General features: G+C 72.3%; 15 protein-coding genes. 7 read left to right on the top strand and 8 right to left on the bottom strand.

Annotated elements, in window-relative coordinates; all coding sequences use genetic code 11:
- Positions 1–3: 3 nt before the first annotated feature.
- Positions 4–1191, bottom strand: a complete 1188-nt coding sequence (locus tag OG381_RS39725) for a thiolase family protein (protein WP_327720806.1) — start codon at positions 1189–1191, stop codon at positions 4–6.
- 111 nt (positions 1192–1302) lie between these two features.
- Between OG381_RS39725 and OG381_RS39720 the strand changes: the two genes are divergently transcribed.
- The 4 genes from OG381_RS39720 to OG381_RS39705 all read left to right on the top strand — a co-directional run bounded on the left by OG381_RS39720 (position 1303) and on the right by OG381_RS39705 (position 4006).
- Positions 1303–2100 carry an alpha/beta hydrolase gene (locus OG381_RS39720; protein ID WP_327720805.1) on the top strand — a complete coding sequence of 266 codons (798 nt, stop codon included), beginning with the start codon at positions 1303–1305 and terminating at the stop codon, positions 2098–2100.
- A 133-nt stretch (positions 2101–2233) separates the two neighbouring features.
- Positions 2234–2713, top strand: coding sequence for a Dps family protein (locus OG381_RS39715; protein WP_327720804.1), 480 nt, complete (start codon positions 2234–2236; stop codon positions 2711–2713).
- Positions 2714–2744: 31 nt separating this feature from the next.
- Positions 2745–3077 carry a DUF3140 domain-containing protein gene (locus OG381_RS39710; protein ID WP_327720803.1) on the top strand — a complete coding sequence of 111 codons (333 nt, stop codon included), beginning with the start codon at positions 2745–2747 and terminating at the stop codon, positions 3075–3077.
- Between the two features lie 110 nt (positions 3078–3187).
- Positions 3188–4006 carry an SAM-dependent methyltransferase gene (locus tag OG381_RS39705; protein WP_327720802.1) on the top strand — a complete coding sequence of 273 codons (819 nt, stop codon included), beginning with the start codon at positions 3188–3190 and terminating at the stop codon, positions 4004–4006.
- Here the strand turns inward: OG381_RS39705 and OG381_RS39700 are convergent.
- The 7 genes from OG381_RS39700 to OG381_RS39670 are packed head-to-tail and all read right to left on the bottom strand — an operon-like array spanning position 4003 to position 10887.
- Positions 4003–4695 carry an SDR family oxidoreductase gene (locus tag OG381_RS39700; protein WP_327720801.1) on the bottom strand — a complete coding sequence of 231 codons (693 nt, stop codon included), beginning with the start codon at positions 4693–4695 and terminating at the stop codon, positions 4003–4005. The genes OG381_RS39705 and OG381_RS39700 overlap by 4 nt on opposite strands.
- On the bottom strand, positions 4692–5567 hold the full coding sequence (locus OG381_RS39695; protein ID WP_327720800.1) for a cupin domain-containing protein: 876 nt from the start codon (positions 5565–5567) through the stop codon (positions 4692–4694). The genes OG381_RS39700 and OG381_RS39695 overlap by 4 nt, the downstream gene beginning before the upstream one ends.
- Positions 5564–6907 (bottom strand): amidohydrolase family protein, encoded by a 1344-nt coding sequence (locus OG381_RS39690; RefSeq protein WP_327720799.1) that lies wholly within the window; start codon positions 6905–6907, stop codon positions 5564–5566. The genes OG381_RS39695 and OG381_RS39690 overlap by 4 nt, the downstream gene beginning before the upstream one ends.
- A 22-nt stretch (positions 6908–6929) precedes the next feature.
- Positions 6930–7910 carry an alpha-ketoacid dehydrogenase subunit beta gene (locus OG381_RS39685; protein WP_327720798.1) on the bottom strand — a complete coding sequence of 327 codons (981 nt, stop codon included), beginning with the start codon at positions 7908–7910 and terminating at the stop codon, positions 6930–6932.
- On the bottom strand, positions 7898–8875 hold the full coding sequence (locus OG381_RS39680; RefSeq protein WP_327722677.1) for a thiamine pyrophosphate-dependent dehydrogenase E1 component subunit alpha: 978 nt from the start codon (positions 8873–8875) through the stop codon (positions 7898–7900). Before OG381_RS39680 ends, OG381_RS39685 begins: the two co-directional genes overlap by 13 nt.
- Positions 8868–10202, bottom strand: a complete 1335-nt coding sequence (locus OG381_RS39675; RefSeq protein ID WP_327720797.1) for a M24 family metallopeptidase — start codon at positions 10200–10202, stop codon at positions 8868–8870. The genes OG381_RS39680 and OG381_RS39675 overlap by 8 nt, the downstream gene beginning before the upstream one ends.
- 52 nt (positions 10203–10254) lie before the next feature.
- A complete protein-coding gene (locus tag OG381_RS39670) occupies positions 10255–10887 on the bottom strand; it encodes a helix-turn-helix domain-containing protein (protein WP_327720796.1) in 633 nt (210 codons plus the stop codon).
- A gap of 565 nt (positions 10888–11452) precedes the next feature.
- Between OG381_RS39670 and OG381_RS39665 the strand changes: the two genes are divergently transcribed.
- The 3 genes from OG381_RS39665 to OG381_RS39655 are packed head-to-tail and all read left to right on the top strand — an operon-like array spanning position 11453 to position 14556.
- Complete coding sequence (locus tag OG381_RS39665; RefSeq protein ID WP_327720795.1) at positions 11453–11824, top strand: DUF4333 domain-containing protein; 372 nt, start codon at positions 11453–11455, stop codon at positions 11822–11824.
- A 19-nt stretch (positions 11825–11843) separates the two neighbouring features.
- A complete protein-coding gene (locus OG381_RS39660; protein WP_327720794.1) occupies positions 11844–12527 on the top strand; it encodes an ABC transporter ATP-binding protein in 684 nt (227 codons plus the stop codon).
- A gap of 16 nt (positions 12528–12543) precedes the next feature.
- The gene (locus OG381_RS39655) at positions 12544–14556 is read left to right on the top strand and encodes an FtsX-like permease family protein (protein WP_327720793.1); all 2013 of its coding nucleotides are present in this window, start codon (positions 12544–12546) and stop codon (positions 14554–14556) included.
- Positions 14557–14620: the final 64 nt, after the last annotated feature.

Here is a 14620-nt window from a genome sequence, read left to right as displayed (position 1 = left end):
TGCCTAGTGCCTCTCCACCAGCACCGCGCTCCCCTGCCCCACGCCCACGCACATCGTCGCGAGGCCCCGCGCGGCCCCCGTGCGCCGCATGCGGTGCAGCAGTGTCGTGAGGATGCGGGCCCCCGAGCAGCCCAGCGGATGGCCGAGCGCGATCGCGCCGCCGCTCGGGTTGACCAGCTCCGGATCGATGCCGAGGCGGTCCACGCAGGCGAGGGCCTGGGCGGCGAAGGCCTCGTTGAACTCGGCCTCCTGGAGGTCGCCGACGGTCCAGCCGGCGCGGGCGAGCACCTTCTGTGTGGCGGGGACGGGGCCGATGCCCATCACGTCGGGGTGGACGCCGGCCGAGCCACCGGCGACATAGCGGCCGAGCGACTCCAGGCCGAGGTCGTTCAGCGCCTCCTCGCTGACCAGGAGGAGGCCTGCCGCGCCGTCGTTCATGGGTGAGGCGTTGCCCGCCGTGACGCTCCCGCCCTGCCGGAACACCGGCTTCAGCCGGGACAGCTTCTCGTACGAGGTGTCCTCACGGATGCACTCGTCGGCGTCCACGACCACGCCGTCCGGTAGCTCCACGGGCAGGAGTTCGTCGTCGAAGTGGCCGTTCTTGCGGGCTGCGGCGGCGCGTTGATGGCTGCGCAGGGCGAACTCGTCCTGGCGTTCGCGGGAGACGGCGTAGCGGTCCGCGACCTCCTCCGCCGTCTCGCCCATGGACAGCAGTCCGTGCAGTTCCTTCATCGCCGGGTTGACCAGCCGCCAGCCGAGCCGGGTGTCCACCGTCTCGATGCGGTGCGGCAGGGCCTCGTCGGGGCGCGGCAGGACGAAGGGGGCGCGGCTCATCGACTCCGAGCCGCCGGCGAGCACGATGTCGGCCTCGCCCGCGGCGATGGTGCGGGCGGCCGTCGTCACCGCTTCCAGCCCCGAGGCGCACAGCCGGTTCACCGTGGCGCCCGGCACGGTCTCGGGCAGGCCCGCGAGCAGCGCCGCCATGCGGGCGACGTTGCGGTTGTCCTCACCGGCCTGGTTGGCGGCGCCCCAGTAGACGTCGTCGACGCGGGCGGGGTCGAGGGCGGGCACATCGGCGACGAGCCCGCGGATGACGGCCGCGGCGAGGTCGTCGGGGCGTACGCGGGACAGGGCTCCGCGCAGCTTGCCGATGGGGGTGCGGCGGGCGGCCGCGAAGTGGACGGGACGCACGGCTGGTCTCCCCGGTCGAATTAATTAGCACTGCTAGTTTCGGAGTGTAGACCGCCCCCTCGCGCCCTGGGAAGATCCCCGGGGACCTTCACCGACGCAGCTGGAGGAGAGATGACCGAGGCCCGCGAGCACACCCTCGACGGACTCGTCGTACGCGAGTGGCCGCACCCGCGGCCGCGCCGGCTCGCGCTCGTCGTGCACGGCTACGGCGAACACATCGGGCGCTACGAGGAGCTCGCCGACGTCCTCCACCGGCACGGCGCGGCTGTCTTCGGGCCCGACCACCGGGGTCACGGGAAGTCGGCGGGCGAGCGGGTGCTGGTCGAGGACTTCGAGGACGTGGTCACCGATGTGCACACCGTGGCCGACTTCGCCCGAGCCGCCCACCCCGGCCTGCCGGTCGTCCTGATCGGACACTCCATGGGCGGTCTGATCTGCGCCCGCTTCGCACAGCGCCACGGCACCGAACTCGCCGCGCTCGTCCTGTCCGGACCGGTGATCGGCGACTGGGAGCTGCCCAGGCGGCTGCTAGCCCTGGACGAGATCCCGGACACGCCCGTCAGCCCGGCCTCGCTCTCCCGTGATCCCGCGGTGGGAGCGGCGTACGCGGCGGATCCGCTGGTGTGGCACGGGCCGATGAAGCGGCCGACGGTCGAGTCGTTCCTGCGCACGCTGGAGACCGTGGCCCAGGGCGGTGACATCGGCCCGCTCCCGCTGCTGTGGCTGCACGGAGCCGACGACCGGCTGGTGCCGCTCGCCGGCAGCCGCGTCGGGGTCGAGCAGCTCAGCGGGGGTGTCCTGACCGAGCGGATCTATCCGGGCGCCCGGCACGAGGTGTTCAACGAGACGAACAGCGCAGAAGTCCTCGCCGACCTCACTCGTTTCCTGGACGCGGTGCTCGACGGATGATCCCGCGGCGTTTGCGGCGGTTCGCCCTGGGCACCCGCGCCGACATGGAGTGGTCGCGGCAGACCCCCTGTGACCAGGGACGCGTCGCACCGCTCCGGATCGGCACGAACCACGCCAGAAGGAGGAGCACGGTATGACCGTGGTGAGGAGCACCCTTCCCGAGGACGCCCGACGGATCGCCGGGGACGCCCTGCAGAGCACGCTCGTGGATCTGCTCGGGCTGTCGCTGATCGGGAAGCAGGCGCACTGGAACATCGTCGGCCCGCGCTTCCGCTCCATCCACCTCCAGCTGGACGAAGTGGTGGACACGGCCCGCAACTACTCCGACACCGTGGCGGAGCGCGCCGCGGCGCTCGGGCTGCCGCCCGACGGCCGCCCGGAGACGATCGCCAGCGCGTACACCCTGCCCGGCTCGAAGGAGGGCTGGCAGCGGGACAACGACGTCGTCGCCCTGATGATGGAGACGCTGGAGACGGCCATCGGCCGGCTGCGCGAGCGCATCGCCGCGACCGAGAAGGCGGATCCGGTCACCCAGGACCTGCTGATCGGCATCACGGCGGAACTGGAGAAGCAGCGCTGGATGTTCGACGCGGAGAACTGGCCGAAGGACTGACCGCCACCCGCACGTACGGAAGGGGCACACGATGACCGACGCCCTCGAACTCGACGCGCTGTGGGAGGACTTCCACCGCGTGGTGAACATGACCTCGCAGGAGCTGGCGGCCTGGCTGCGGGTCAGCGACGCCGCCGAGGACGCCGAGCCGCTGCCGGAACACGCCGGGTCGCCCACCGGGCAGCACGTCCTGGCGATCCTGCAGAAACGGCGCACGGATCTCACCGATGACGACGTCCAGGTGATGTACGAGGTGGTGGACACCGTCTCGGCACAGACGGACTCGGAGAACGAGCCGGCGGCCGAGGACACACCGCGTCGGCACCTGCTGATGACGCTGGGCCACGATCCGCTCAAACCGTAGGAACAGCACCGCAGTTGACCTGAACCAGGTGGCCGAAGACCGACTCCGCCCGGCCCGGATCATCGTGCGAGACTGCTCGCAACCCTGACCGGCGAGCAGAGGAGCCACACGTGACCGGGACCGAGCCGGCCTCCGTCCAGCGGATCGACACGACGAAGCCGCACCCGGCCCGCGTCTACGACTGGTACCTCGGCGGCAAGGACAACTACCCGGTCGACGAGGCCCTCGGCCGTCAGATCGCCTCGCTCAGCGGCGACGCCCCGCGGGCCGCGCGCGCCAACCGCTGGTTCATGAACCGGGCCACCCGTCAGTTGGTCGCGAACGCGGGCATCCGCCAGTTCCTGGACATCGGCACCGGTATTCCCACCGAGCCCAATCTCCACCAGATCGCCCAGCAGGTCGCCGCGGACGCCCGCGTCGTCTACGTCGACAACGACCCGATCGTCCTCGCCCACGCCGGCGCCCTGCTGCGCGGCACCGAGGAGGGCGTGACGGAGTACATCGAGGCCGACGTGCGGGAGCCGCGGACGATCCTCGAACAGGCGGGCCGCATCCTCGACTTCGACCGGCCCATCGCCCTGTCGCTCATCGCGCTCATGCACTTCGTCGCCGACAAGGACGGTGCGTACGACCTGGTGGACACGCTGGTCGGCGCGCTGGCCCCGGGCAGCGCGCTGGTGCTGTCCGCGATGACCGCCGACTTCGAGCCGGAGAACGTACGGCGGGGCATCGAGGCCTACGCGGCGGGCGGGGTGACGCTGGTGGCCCGTACGCGGGACGAGTTCGGCCGGTTCTTCGAGGGACTCGACGTGCTGGAGCCGGGGATCGTGTCGGTCAAGGACTGGCGTCCCGAACTCGCGGTGGACGAGACCCCGGACACCGACGAGGGCCCGGTGTCGCTGTACGGGGCCGTCGGGATCAAGTCCTAGCCCAGCAACCATCCCCCGTCCACGGCGAGTTCGACGGCGTTGACCGACCGGTTGCGCAGCAGGAAGTCCACGGCGTCCACCACGTCCGCCATCGTGGCGAGCTGGCCGCTGGGTGTCCTGGTGCGCAGTCCGGCGAGCACCTCCCCCGGTTTGGCCAGCCAGTACGGGCTGTCCCCGACGACCCCGGGGTGGACGGCGTTGACGCGGACGGGGGCGAGTTCGACGGCAAGGGTGTGCACGAGCCCGCGTACGCCCGCGTTGACGGTCGCCACGGTGGTCGCGCCCGGGTAGGGCCGCTCCTTGGCCTGTCCGCCGAAGACGACGATGGCACTGTCGTCGTGCAGCCGGTCCCGGAGCGCGTGGACGACCTCGGTGTAGCCGACGAGCTTCAGCGTCACCAGGTTCAGGGCGGCCTCGATGTCGTACGCGCTCACCCGGTTGTCGTCGCGGGCGACGCCGGCCAGGACCAGATGGTCGACAGGCCCGATGCCGTCGAGCGCCGCCGCGATCTCCCGCGGCCGCGACAGGTCGAGCGCGATGCCGCGCAGCGCACCGGTCTCCTTGGCCGCCGTGTCGGCACGATGGGCGTCCCTGCCGGTGAGGACCACCTCGTCCCCCCGCCCCGCACGGAAGCGGGCGAACTCGCGGCCGATCCCCGACGTACCGCCGACGACGAGCACACTGCTCATGACTCCAGCACCTCCCTCAGGTACTCCCAGTCCCGTGTGAACCGGTACGAGTGGCGGACCGGCGGCTGCGGCGCCTGTGTCTCCAGCCAACGCACCGGCCCCGCACCGGCGTTGGTGAACCCGTGCACACATCCGGCGCCCGCCCAGGCCACATCGCCGGGCCCCAGCCGGTACACCGAGCCGTCGAAGGTGGCGTCGACGGTCCCTTCGAGGATCAGGTACGTCTCCTCGAAGGGATGGTCGTGCGTGCCCGCGACACCGTCCGGGGCGTACTGCACCATGAACATCGTGGAGGCGACCGCGCCCAGGTCGCCGTCGACCATCATCTTCACCGTGATCCCGCTGTAGACCAGCAGCGCGGTGCGCATGCTCGCCGACACCGCGAGCACGTCCTGGGACTGCTTGCCGGGTTCCATCTGCGCGGGCTCGAAGTGCCCGAAGGAACGGGTGCGCGGGTCACGGACGTCGAGGCGGACGGGGCTGCGGCGGGGCAGCGCGGGCACCGCCTGGGTGTCGTGGCCGTAGCGGGCGCGCGGCACGGGCGCGAGCATGTCCGCCCAGCGTGCGGCGGTGTCCCCGGCGCCCCGCCAGGCGTGCGGGACACCGGTCGGCAGCAGCCCGTAGTCGCCCTCTTCGAGGAGGTAGGACCCGTCGGGCACGTCGAGGACGACGGTCCCGTCGAGCACGCAGAAGCTCTCCTCGTACGAGTGGACGTGGGGCCCGATCGCACCGTCCGGCAGCAACTCGCAGACGCCGAAGCCGGTATGGACGCTGCCGTCTTCCTCGCCGACCAACTCCCGCCGCCGGTAGTCGTGTTCGTCGTACTCCAGTGGCGGTACGTCGGTGGCGCGGCGCACCAGGTGAGCGGTCACCGGGCGGCCTTCGCGGCCAGGAGCCGGTCACGGGACTCCTCGACGAGCCGCCGGGCGCGGGCCACGTCGCCGGTCAGCTTCCCGTCCCGCTTGCGGATCACGCCGTCGACGAGCACGGTGTCCACGTTGGAGACATCGGCGGACAGCGTCACCGCGGCCGCCGCGTCGTGCACCGGCGCCACGTTCAGCGCGGTGGCGTCGATCGCGACGACGTCGGCCCGCTTGCCGGGCGTCAGCGAACCGGTGCGGTCCTCCAGTCCGGCGACATGCGCACCGTTGAGCGTGGCGATCTCCAGCATCCGACGGGCCGTCAGCATCGTGTCGGGCACCGGGACATCGGCCTGCCAGGACTCGGCGTTGACGCGGGCGCGCTCGGCGCCGAAGGCCGCGCGGATCTGGGTGAACATGTCGCCGGGGACGGTGGTGACGACGTCGATGCTCAAGGAGGGCCGCAGTCCGTACTCGATCGCCTTCATCACCGGCGGCCAGCCGTGCCCCATCTGCGTCTCGACCTGCGGGGCGACGGACACCGTACCGCCGCTGTCGGCGACCATCCGCCACTCCTCCTCGCTGAGGTAGCAGCAGTGGATGTAGGTGGTGTCCGCACCGAGGAGCCCCAGGTCATGGAGTTGCTTGACCATGCCGAAGCGGCCGGCCAGCCGTCCCATGCCGACATGGACGGTGAGCGGGATGTCCAGTTCGCGGGCCAGACCCCATTCCGCGGTGACGACGTCGTTCACACAGAAGCCGGGGCCGCGGGTGGCGAGGCCCATGGTGAGCAGGGAGTCGTCGGAGGCGAAGTGCTCGGCGCGGATCCGCCGTACGTCGTCGCCCGGGATCGCGATCTTGCTCTCGAACCAGTAGTCGGCGAGGGAGGTGTTGGCGCTGCCGTAGGCGTACTGGGCGCGGATGCCGGACTCGGCGAGGGCCCGGATCGCGGCGTCGGGGTGTTCGGGGGTGTTGTTGATGTGCGACCAGTCGACGAGCGTGGTGATGCCGGCGTTCAGGCACTCCAGGGCGCCGGCCAGGTTGGCCGCGTACACGTCCTCCGGGGTGTAGAGCGGCGCGAAGGTGTCGAGGATGTCGACGAAGTAGTCGTCGAGCGTGGCGTCCGGCGCGACCCCGCGGATCGAGGCCTCCCAGGTGTGGCGGTGGGTGTCGACGAAGCCGGGGATCACGATCCGGCCGCTCATGTCGAGGACTTCGGCATCGGCGCTGATCTCGGGCCGTACGGCCGCGACCCTTCCGTCCTCGATGAGGACGTCCCCGCGGGGAAGGTCCCCGATGTCGGGGTCCATCGAGATCACGTGACCTGCGCGCAGGAGTGTCCGAACGGTCATCGCCCTTCCTCCTTCGGGGTGTTCAGTACGCGGTGAGGTCGCGGACGGTCGCCACGACCTTGTCGACGGTGGGGATGACCCGCTCCTCCAGCGCGTCCGCGAACGGCAACGGGACGCACTCGCCCGCCACCCTGCGCACGGGCGCGTCCAGCAGGCCGAAGCCCTCGTCGGCGACGACCGAGACGACGGTGGCGCCCCAGCCGCCCTGGTACGGGTTCTCCTCGACGGTGACGAGCCGCGAGGTCCGGGCGAGCGAGGCGAGCACGGTACTCATGTCCAGCGGCACCAGACAGCGCAGATCGACGACCTCGGCCGCGATGCCCTCCTCGGCGAGCCGGGCGGCCGCCCGCAGCGCCACCGGCACCATCGCGGCGAGGGCGACGAGGGTCACGTCGGCACCCTCGCGCACGACGGCGGCGCGCCCCAGCTCGACCACGTGATCGGGCGGCGGGGGCGAACCCTTCGACGCCAGCAGCCCCTTGTGCTCGAAGAAGACCACGGGGTCGTCGCTGCGGATCGCCGCCGCCATCATGCCGATCACGTCGGCGGGCGTCGCCGGAGCCGCGATCTGCAGGCCGGGGACGGTGAGCGCCCAGTTCTCGGTGGCCTGCGAGTGCTGGGCGCCGAAACCGAGCCCGCCGCCGTTGGCGGTGCGAACGACGAGGGGCACGGTGACCTGACCGCCCGTCATGTAACGCACCTTGGGTATCTCGTTGGCGAGGTAGTCCCAACAACAGGCCAAAAAGTCCGAGAACATGATCTCCGCGACGGGCCGCATCCCGGTCATGGCCGCGCCCATCGCCGCGCCCACGATGGCCTGTTCGGAGATCGGCGTGTCCCACACCCGCTCCGGCCCGAACTCCTTGAACAGCCCTGCGGTCGTCTTGAACACCCCGCCGGCCTCTCCTATGTCCTCTCCCAGGCACACGACCGCCGCGTCCCGGCGCATCTCCCGCGCGATGCCCTCGGCGACCGCCTCCCGGTAGGTGATCACGTCCGCCATGCGGCACTCCCGTCGGCCCATACATCGGTCAGCGCCTGCTCCGGATCGGGCGCGGGCGCGCTCTTCGCCGCCTCGACCGCCCTGCGTACGACGTCCAGGGCACGCTCGTCGGCCGCGGTGAGCGTCTCCTCGGACACCCCCAGCTCGGTCAGCCGCCCCCGCGCGATGTCCAACGGGTCGTGCTTGAGCCAGCGTTCGACCTCCTCGGCCGGGCGGTAGGTCGCCGGGTCGGAGCGGCTGTGCCCGAAGTGCCGGTAGGTGGCGGCCTCCAGCAGGGCGGGCCCGTCTCCTGCCCGGGCCCGCCCCGCCAGGGCGGCGACGGCGTCCCGGACCGCGACGACGTCGTTGCCGTCGACCGTCTCGCCCGGGATGCCGTAGGCGGGCGCCCGATCGGCGGCGGGCCGGGCGACCGCGGTGACGGAGGCGATCGGCGTGTACTCCATGTACAGGTTGTTCTCGCAGACGAACAGCACGGGCAGCTTCCACACGGCGGCCAGGTTGAGCGCCTCGTGGAAGGCTCCGATGTTGGTCGCGCCGTCGCCGAAGAAGGCCACCGCGACCTGGTCGGTGCCGCGCAGCCGCGCCGACCAGGCCGCGCCGGCCGCCATCGGGAGGTGCGCGCCGACGATGGCGTAGGAGCCGAGCATGCCCGTGGCCGCCTTGGTCAGATGCATGGAGCCGCCCTTGGCGCCGCACAACCCCGTTGCGCGGCTCATGAGTTCGGCGAGGCACTCCTCGGGGGTGGCGCCCCGGGCCAGGGCGTGGTGGTGGCCGCGATAGGTGGCGAAGACGTAGTCGTCGGCGCGCAGGGCGGCGCTCGCGCCGACGGCGATCGCCTCGTGTCCGGCGGCGAGGTGGGTGGTGCCCTTGACGAGTCCCTGGAGGAACAGGTCGTGGGCGGCCTTCTCGGTACGGCGGATGAGGACCATCTGCTCGTACAGGGCGAGGAGTTCGGCGCTATCCACCATGAGAGTCACCCCGGTTGAGATGGGACTGCGACTCCCGCCGGGTGTTGAGTTCGCCGCCGACCGTCCAGTACTTGCGGCCCGCCACCAGCAGTTCCTCGGCCGGGAACTTGGTGATGACCTCGCAGCCGTCGGCGGTGACGACGAGCTCCTCCTCGATACGGGCGGCGGACCAGCCGTCGGCCGCCGGCCAATAGGTCTCCAGCGCGAACACCATGCCCTCTTCGAGGACTTCGGGGTGGTCGAGGGAGACCAAACGGCTGAAGATGGGCTTCTCCCAGATGGACAGCCCGACCCCGTGGCCGTACTGCAGCGCGAAGGCGGCGGTCTCGTCGGCGAAGCCGAACTCCTCGGCGCGCGGCCAGACCCGGACGATGTCGGCGGTGGTGGCGCCGGGACGGACGAGCGCGATCGCCTCGTCCATGTACTCCCGGCAGCGGACATACGCGTCACGCTGGGCGCCGGACGCGCTGCCCACGGCGAAGGTGCGGTAGTAGCAGGTGCGGTAGCCCAGGTGGCTGTGCAGGATGTCGAAGAAGGCCGGGTCGCCGGGGCGGATCAGACGGTCGCTGTAGACGTGCGGGTGGGGTGAACAGCGTTCCCCGGAGATGGCGTTGACACCCTCGACGTACTCGCTGCCGAGGTCGTACAGGACCTTGCTGACCAGCCCCACGCACTCGTTCTCGCGTACACCGGGCCGCAGATAGCCGTACAGCTCCTCGTAGGCGGCGTCCACCATCGCGCAGGCCTGGGCCAGCAGGGAGATCTCGTCGCGGGTCTTGATGCGGCGGGCCTCCAGGAAGACCTGCTGGCCGTCGACAACGTCGATGCCCTCGGCACGCAGGGCGGCGAGGACCGGCATCTCGGCGACGTCGATGCCCAACGGCTCGTCCGCCAGGCCGTGTTCGCGCAGCTCGGCGGCGATCTTCGCGGCGACGTCCTCGGCGATCCCGGCGTCCGGGTGGAAGGCGCCGCGGAGGGTGGAGATGCCGGCGCGGGCGCCGGTGGGCGGGCCGCCCTTGCCGTCGCTGTAGTCCAGCCAGGGGTTGTGGAGCTGGTGGTGGCGGGCGGCGGAGCCGAAGTCCCAGACGACCGGTTCGCCACCGCGCGTCAGCAGGGCGAAGCGGATCAGCTTGTCCATCGCCCAGGTGCCGATGTGCGTGGCGGTCATGTAGCGGATGTTGGCGAAGTCGAAGCTGAGCACCGCGCCGAGGGAGGAGCGGTTCAGGGTCTCGTGCAGCCGGGCCAGCCGTTGCCCGCGGAGCCGGTCCAGGTCGACGCGCTCTTCCCAGTCGACGGCGTTGGGTCCGAAAGTGCGGATCGCCATGGCGACCACCCCCACCTTCGAGTCAACGACCGCGCCCCGGAAGTGTCAAGTGCTACTGAACACTCCGGCCGGCGACGAACCAGACCCCCACGGCCGGTTCGGCGCCGTCGTTGCGGTAGCGGTGCGGGGTCGTCGACTCGAAGCAGACGGCGTCGCCGGGGCGCAGGACGCGGTCCTCGAAACCGAGGGTGAGGACGAGTTCACCGGAGGTGAGATAGCCGTACTCGGTGCCCGCGTGCCGCATCAGACCGCCCGAGGTGGCGGAGGAGCCACCGGGCCGGTAGGTCACCAGCAGAAAGTCGGCGTCCGTGCCGGGGACGTGTCCGAGCCGCTCCCACACGACGCCCGAGTCCAGCTCCAGGACCTCCCGCTCACCCGGGGTGACCAGGGGACCTATACGTCGGCCGGGGTCGGCGGCGAAGGCGGCCATGGCGTGCAGCGCGGCGCCCGCGACCGTCGCCGCGGCGGGCTCCCGCGCCTCGAAGAGCGACTCGACGGAGATGCCGAGTGCCGTCGTGATCGCGTACAGCGTGCTCACCGACGGCTGGCTCTTGCCGGTCTCGATCTGCGACACCAGGCTCGCGGAGACCCCGACGTCCCGCGCGAGGGCCCGCAGACTGAGCCCGCTCTCCAGGCGCGCCCGCCGAATGCGCGCACCCACGGGCGGCACGGCGACAGGTGACACCGGCGACTCCTCTCCCTCGCGGGAATGTGCAGCCCCATTGAACAGCCGGGACCCGCCGCACGGCCAGCATCGCAGGCAGGCGCGGCACGACAGCTCGCACCGGACGGCTGGGCGGGACCGGACGACGGGCACGACGTGGCGCCGCGGTGCTCGGCGCGAGCGGAGCGGCCCGGCCTGTCGGGTACCGCGAGAGCGGGCGAGGACCGGCGTGGCCCCCAGCACCAGCACCAGCACCCGGACCCGGGACACCAGCGCCCCCACTCCGACGGGGTCCGTGGGCACGGGCGCCTCGGCGGGAAACGCCGGGCTCCGGACGAAGCCCCCGGCCTCGGCGCCCCGGCCGGATACCGATGGCATGCCGGTGACCCGCGGGCGCGGGCGCCGGGCGGTGAGCTCGGCCGTTCGGCCGACCCTGCCCGCCGCGGTCATGGCCGTATGGCCGAGGCGCACACCCGGGCCCGCGGGCGAGGCTGGAGCCACTTCAGAGCCACCCGGAGCCGCCACTCCGGCCCCCTCCGAACCGCCCCTCTCCTCCCCTCCGCCCTTCCACCCGCAGGAGTTCACGATGCAGCGCAGCAAGTTCCTCGTCGGTGCCGTCGGAGGCGCGGCCGCGGTCGTCGCCGTCGGCGGCCTCGGCACGTACCTGCTCTCCGGGACGGAGTCGACCACCGGGCTCGACGACATCAGCACGGTGACCGTCGACGGGCACAGGGCCCTGTCGGGCACGGTCGTCGCGGGCCGCACCCAGAGCAAGTACCACCCGCTGCCCTGGGTCGGCGAGAAGGTCACCGGCGTCACCTGCCCGACCGGTCTGAAGGCCGTGGCGGGGGCCACCGTCACCTGCACCGGCAGGACCACGGGCGGCAAGGCCGTCACGATCCCGGTCTCCGTGGTCAAGGCCACGCATACGTCCGTCACCTGGAAGTTCGAGCGCTGACAGAAGGCCACCCCACCTCATGAGCACTGTTATGGCCGGTCGCGGCCTCGTGAAGAAGTACGGCTCCACCACCGCCCTCGCGGGCGTCGACGTGGAGGTCGGCGAGCGGGACTCCCTCGCCATCATGGGCCCGTCGGGCTCCGGCAAGTCCACCCTGCTGCACACCCTCGCCGGGATCGTCCGCCCCGACGGCGGGCAGGTCCTGCTGCGCGGCGACCGCATCGACACGCTGGGCGAGAACCGGCTCAGCGCCCTGCGCCGCAAGCGGTTCGGGTTCGTCTTCCAGTTCGGCCAGCTGCTGCCGGAACTGCCCGCCGACGAGAACGTCGCCCTGCCGCTGATGCTGGAGGGCACCCCCCGCAGGCAGGCCGTGGAACGCGCCCGCCGCTGGTTCGCCCCGCTCGGCCTCGACGGCCTGGAGCACCGCAGGCCCGGCCAGCTGTCCGGCGGACAGGCCCAGCGCGTCGCCATCGCCCGGGCCCTGGCCGTCGAACCGGACGTGGTCTTCGCCGACGAGCCGACGGGCGCCCTCGACCAGACGACCAGCACCGAGGTGATCCGTCTGCTCACCTCCGTCACCCGCGAGCAGGGCGCCGCCCTCGTCATGGTCACCCACGACGCCGACGTCGCCGCCCACTGCGACCGCGTGCTGCAGGTCCGCGACGGCCGGATCAGCAGCCACAGCCAGTTCACGGTCGCCTGAGCCTCTCGGAGATGTGATGCGCTCCCCCGTCCTGCCCCTGACCTGGCATCTGGCCCGGTCCTCCGGCCGCCGCGGCCTCCAGAGCCGGCTGCTCGCGGCCGGTGCCGCCGCCGTCGGCGTGTTCGTCATGCTGGTGATGATCGCCGCCACGACCGGTTCCGCCGTCCGCGCCGACCGCACGGCCTGGCGCACGCCCGACGCCGTCACACACGGCACGGCCGTCCAGGCGCTGGCCACGACGTATGTCCGCCACGAGCCCGTCACGGTCGTGTCGCTGGCCCAGCTGCCCGGCCGCGCCCGGACCCCCGCACCGCCCGGTCTCCCCAGCTTCCCGAAGCAGGGCGAGGTGTATGTCTCCCCCGCCCTGGCCGCCCTGCTGCACAAGCTTCCGGCGGGCCGGCTCGCCGACCGTTTTCCGAAGCCGGCGGCCTACGGCACGATCGGCTCCGCCGGTCTCGCCTCGCCGGACGAGCTGGTCGCCGTGGTGGGACGGGCGCCGGACGCCGCCGCGGTGTCCCCGGCCGCCGAGGGCGGCGCCACCTGGTTCGACATCGGACAGGCCGCGCGCGCCGAGATCTCCGGGTTCTCCGGCACCCGGCGGAGCCTGTTCACCGACTCCGACCAGACGGCGGCCATGCTCGGCGTCGTGCTCCTGGGCATGCCCGTGGTCGTGCTGGCCTCCGCGGCCGGGCGGCTCGGCGCGGCCCGACGCGAACAGCGGCTCGCCGCCCTGCGGTTGGCCGGGGCGACGCCGCGCCAGATCATCGCGATGACCGCCCTGGAGGCGGCGGCCGTGGGCCTCGCCGGCGCCCTCACCGGTGCGCTCGCCTACGCGGCCCTGCTGCCCGCCCTCGCGCGGATCCCGTACGGCATCGGCGGTTGGTACACGAGCCAACTCTGGGTCGGGACCGGCTGGTTCGCGGCCGTCGTGCTGGGCGTCACCGCCCTGCTCACCGTCAGCGCGGTGTCGATGCTGCGCCAGGTGGCGACCTCACCGCTCGGCGTGGCCCAGCAGGCGAATCCGCGGCGCACCCGGATGATCCGTCTGGTGCTGTTCGTGGGCGCCCTCGGTTACATCTGGGCGACCTCCGGCGGTGCCGGCCAGCTGAACAAGCGGCAGCTCCTGACCCTTCTGCTGCTGTTCTACGGCGCGTTCTGGCTGTTCGGCCCGTGGGTCGTGGACCGGCTCGGCCGGGTGCTCGGCCGCTTCGCCCGCCGACCGGCGACCTTGCTGGCCGCGCGCCGGCTCAGCGACGACCCGCGGGGTGCCTGGCGTACCGTCAGCGGCCTGGTGCTGGCCGGGTTCGCGGCCGGGTTCTTCTCCATCAGCATGCTGGGCGGGGACACCGGGCAGTACCGGGACCAGGTCGCCGTGGTCACCACCGACGCCGGCACCGCCCAACAGGCCGCCGCCGAGGCTCGTACGCTCCTACGCCGGGCCGGTGTCACCGCGACCGTCGCCGTCGGGCGGGAGGACGACTTCGACACCGTGCTGGGCGGCGCACCGGGTGTCATCGCCCAGGTCTCCGGCGGCACGGAAGGTGTCGACACCGCCGTCACCGCGCTCGTCCCGCTCGCCCCGGGCACACCGCCCTACTCCGGCGACTACGCCGGCGCGGGCGACAGCGTCGCCACCGGACGGATCGCCCAGGTCAGCATCGCGACCCTGGCCCTGAGCTTCGTCGTGGCGAGCGCCTCGGCGGGTCTGACCGCCGCCGCGAACGTCCTCGACCGGCGCCGCGTGTACGGCCTGCTCCGGCTGGCCGGCACCCCTCTCAAGGTGCTGGACCGGGCCCGGGTCCGCGAGACGGTCGTCCCGCTGGTGGTCCTGGCGGGCGGCACCACCGCGATGGGCATGTACGGCGCCGGCAAGCTCAACCAGGCGTTCGGCACCACGGTCAGCGCCACCGGCCTCCTGCAACTGGCCGTCTGCGCGGTGCTGGGCGCGCTGGCGATGTTCGCCGCGATCAGCGCCAGCCGGCCGCTGCTGCGGCGGGTGACGGCCGATCCGGCACAGACCGCGGACTGAACCGACCCTCCGCGCACGGCCCGCCGCCACGACAGCGGCGGGCCGTCCGGCCACCCGCGTCCGT

This window comes from Streptomyces sp. NBC_00490 (genome assembly GCF_036013645.1).
GTDB lineage: Bacteria > Actinomycetota > Actinomycetes > Streptomycetales > Streptomycetaceae > Streptomyces > Streptomyces canus_F.
This window is presented reverse-complemented; position numbering and strand designations above follow the sequence as displayed.

What these genes read in the sequence shown, in the direction of transcription:
- OG381_RS39720 (WP_327720805.1), top strand. Translation starts at nt 1,303, where the DNA reads ATGACCGAGGCCCGCGAGCACACCCTCGACGGACTCGTCGTACGCGAG.
- OG381_RS39715 (WP_327720804.1), top strand. Translation starts at nt 2,234, where the DNA reads ATGACCGTGGTGAGGAGCACCCTTCCCGAGGACGCCCGACGGATCGCC.
- OG381_RS39710 (WP_327720803.1), top strand. Translation starts at nt 2,745, where the DNA reads ATGACCGACGCCCTCGAACTCGACGCGCTGTGGGAGGACTTCCACCGC.
- OG381_RS39700 (WP_327720801.1), bottom strand. Translation starts at nt 4,695, where the DNA reads ATGAGCAGTGTGCTCGTCGTCGGCGGTACGTCGGGGATCGGCCGCGAG.
- OG381_RS39690 (WP_327720799.1), bottom strand. Translation starts at nt 6,907, where the DNA reads ATGACCGTTCGGACACTCCTGCGCGCAGGTCACGTGATCTCGATGGAC.
- OG381_RS39685 (WP_327720798.1), bottom strand. Translation starts at nt 7,910, where the DNA reads ATGGCGGACGTGATCACCTACCGGGAGGCGGTCGCCGAGGGCATCGCG.
- OG381_RS39675 (WP_327720797.1), bottom strand. Translation starts at nt 10,202, where the DNA reads ATGGCGATCCGCACTTTCGGACCCAACGCCGTCGACTGGGAAGAGCGC.
- OG381_RS39665 (WP_327720795.1), top strand. Translation starts at nt 11,453, where the DNA reads ATGCAGCGCAGCAAGTTCCTCGTCGGTGCCGTCGGAGGCGCGGCCGCG.
- OG381_RS39660 (WP_327720794.1), top strand. Translation starts at nt 11,844, where the DNA reads ATGAGCACTGTTATGGCCGGTCGCGGCCTCGTGAAGAAGTACGGCTCC.
- OG381_RS39655 (WP_327720793.1), top strand. Translation starts at nt 12,544, where the DNA reads ATGCGCTCCCCCGTCCTGCCCCTGACCTGGCATCTGGCCCGGTCCTCC.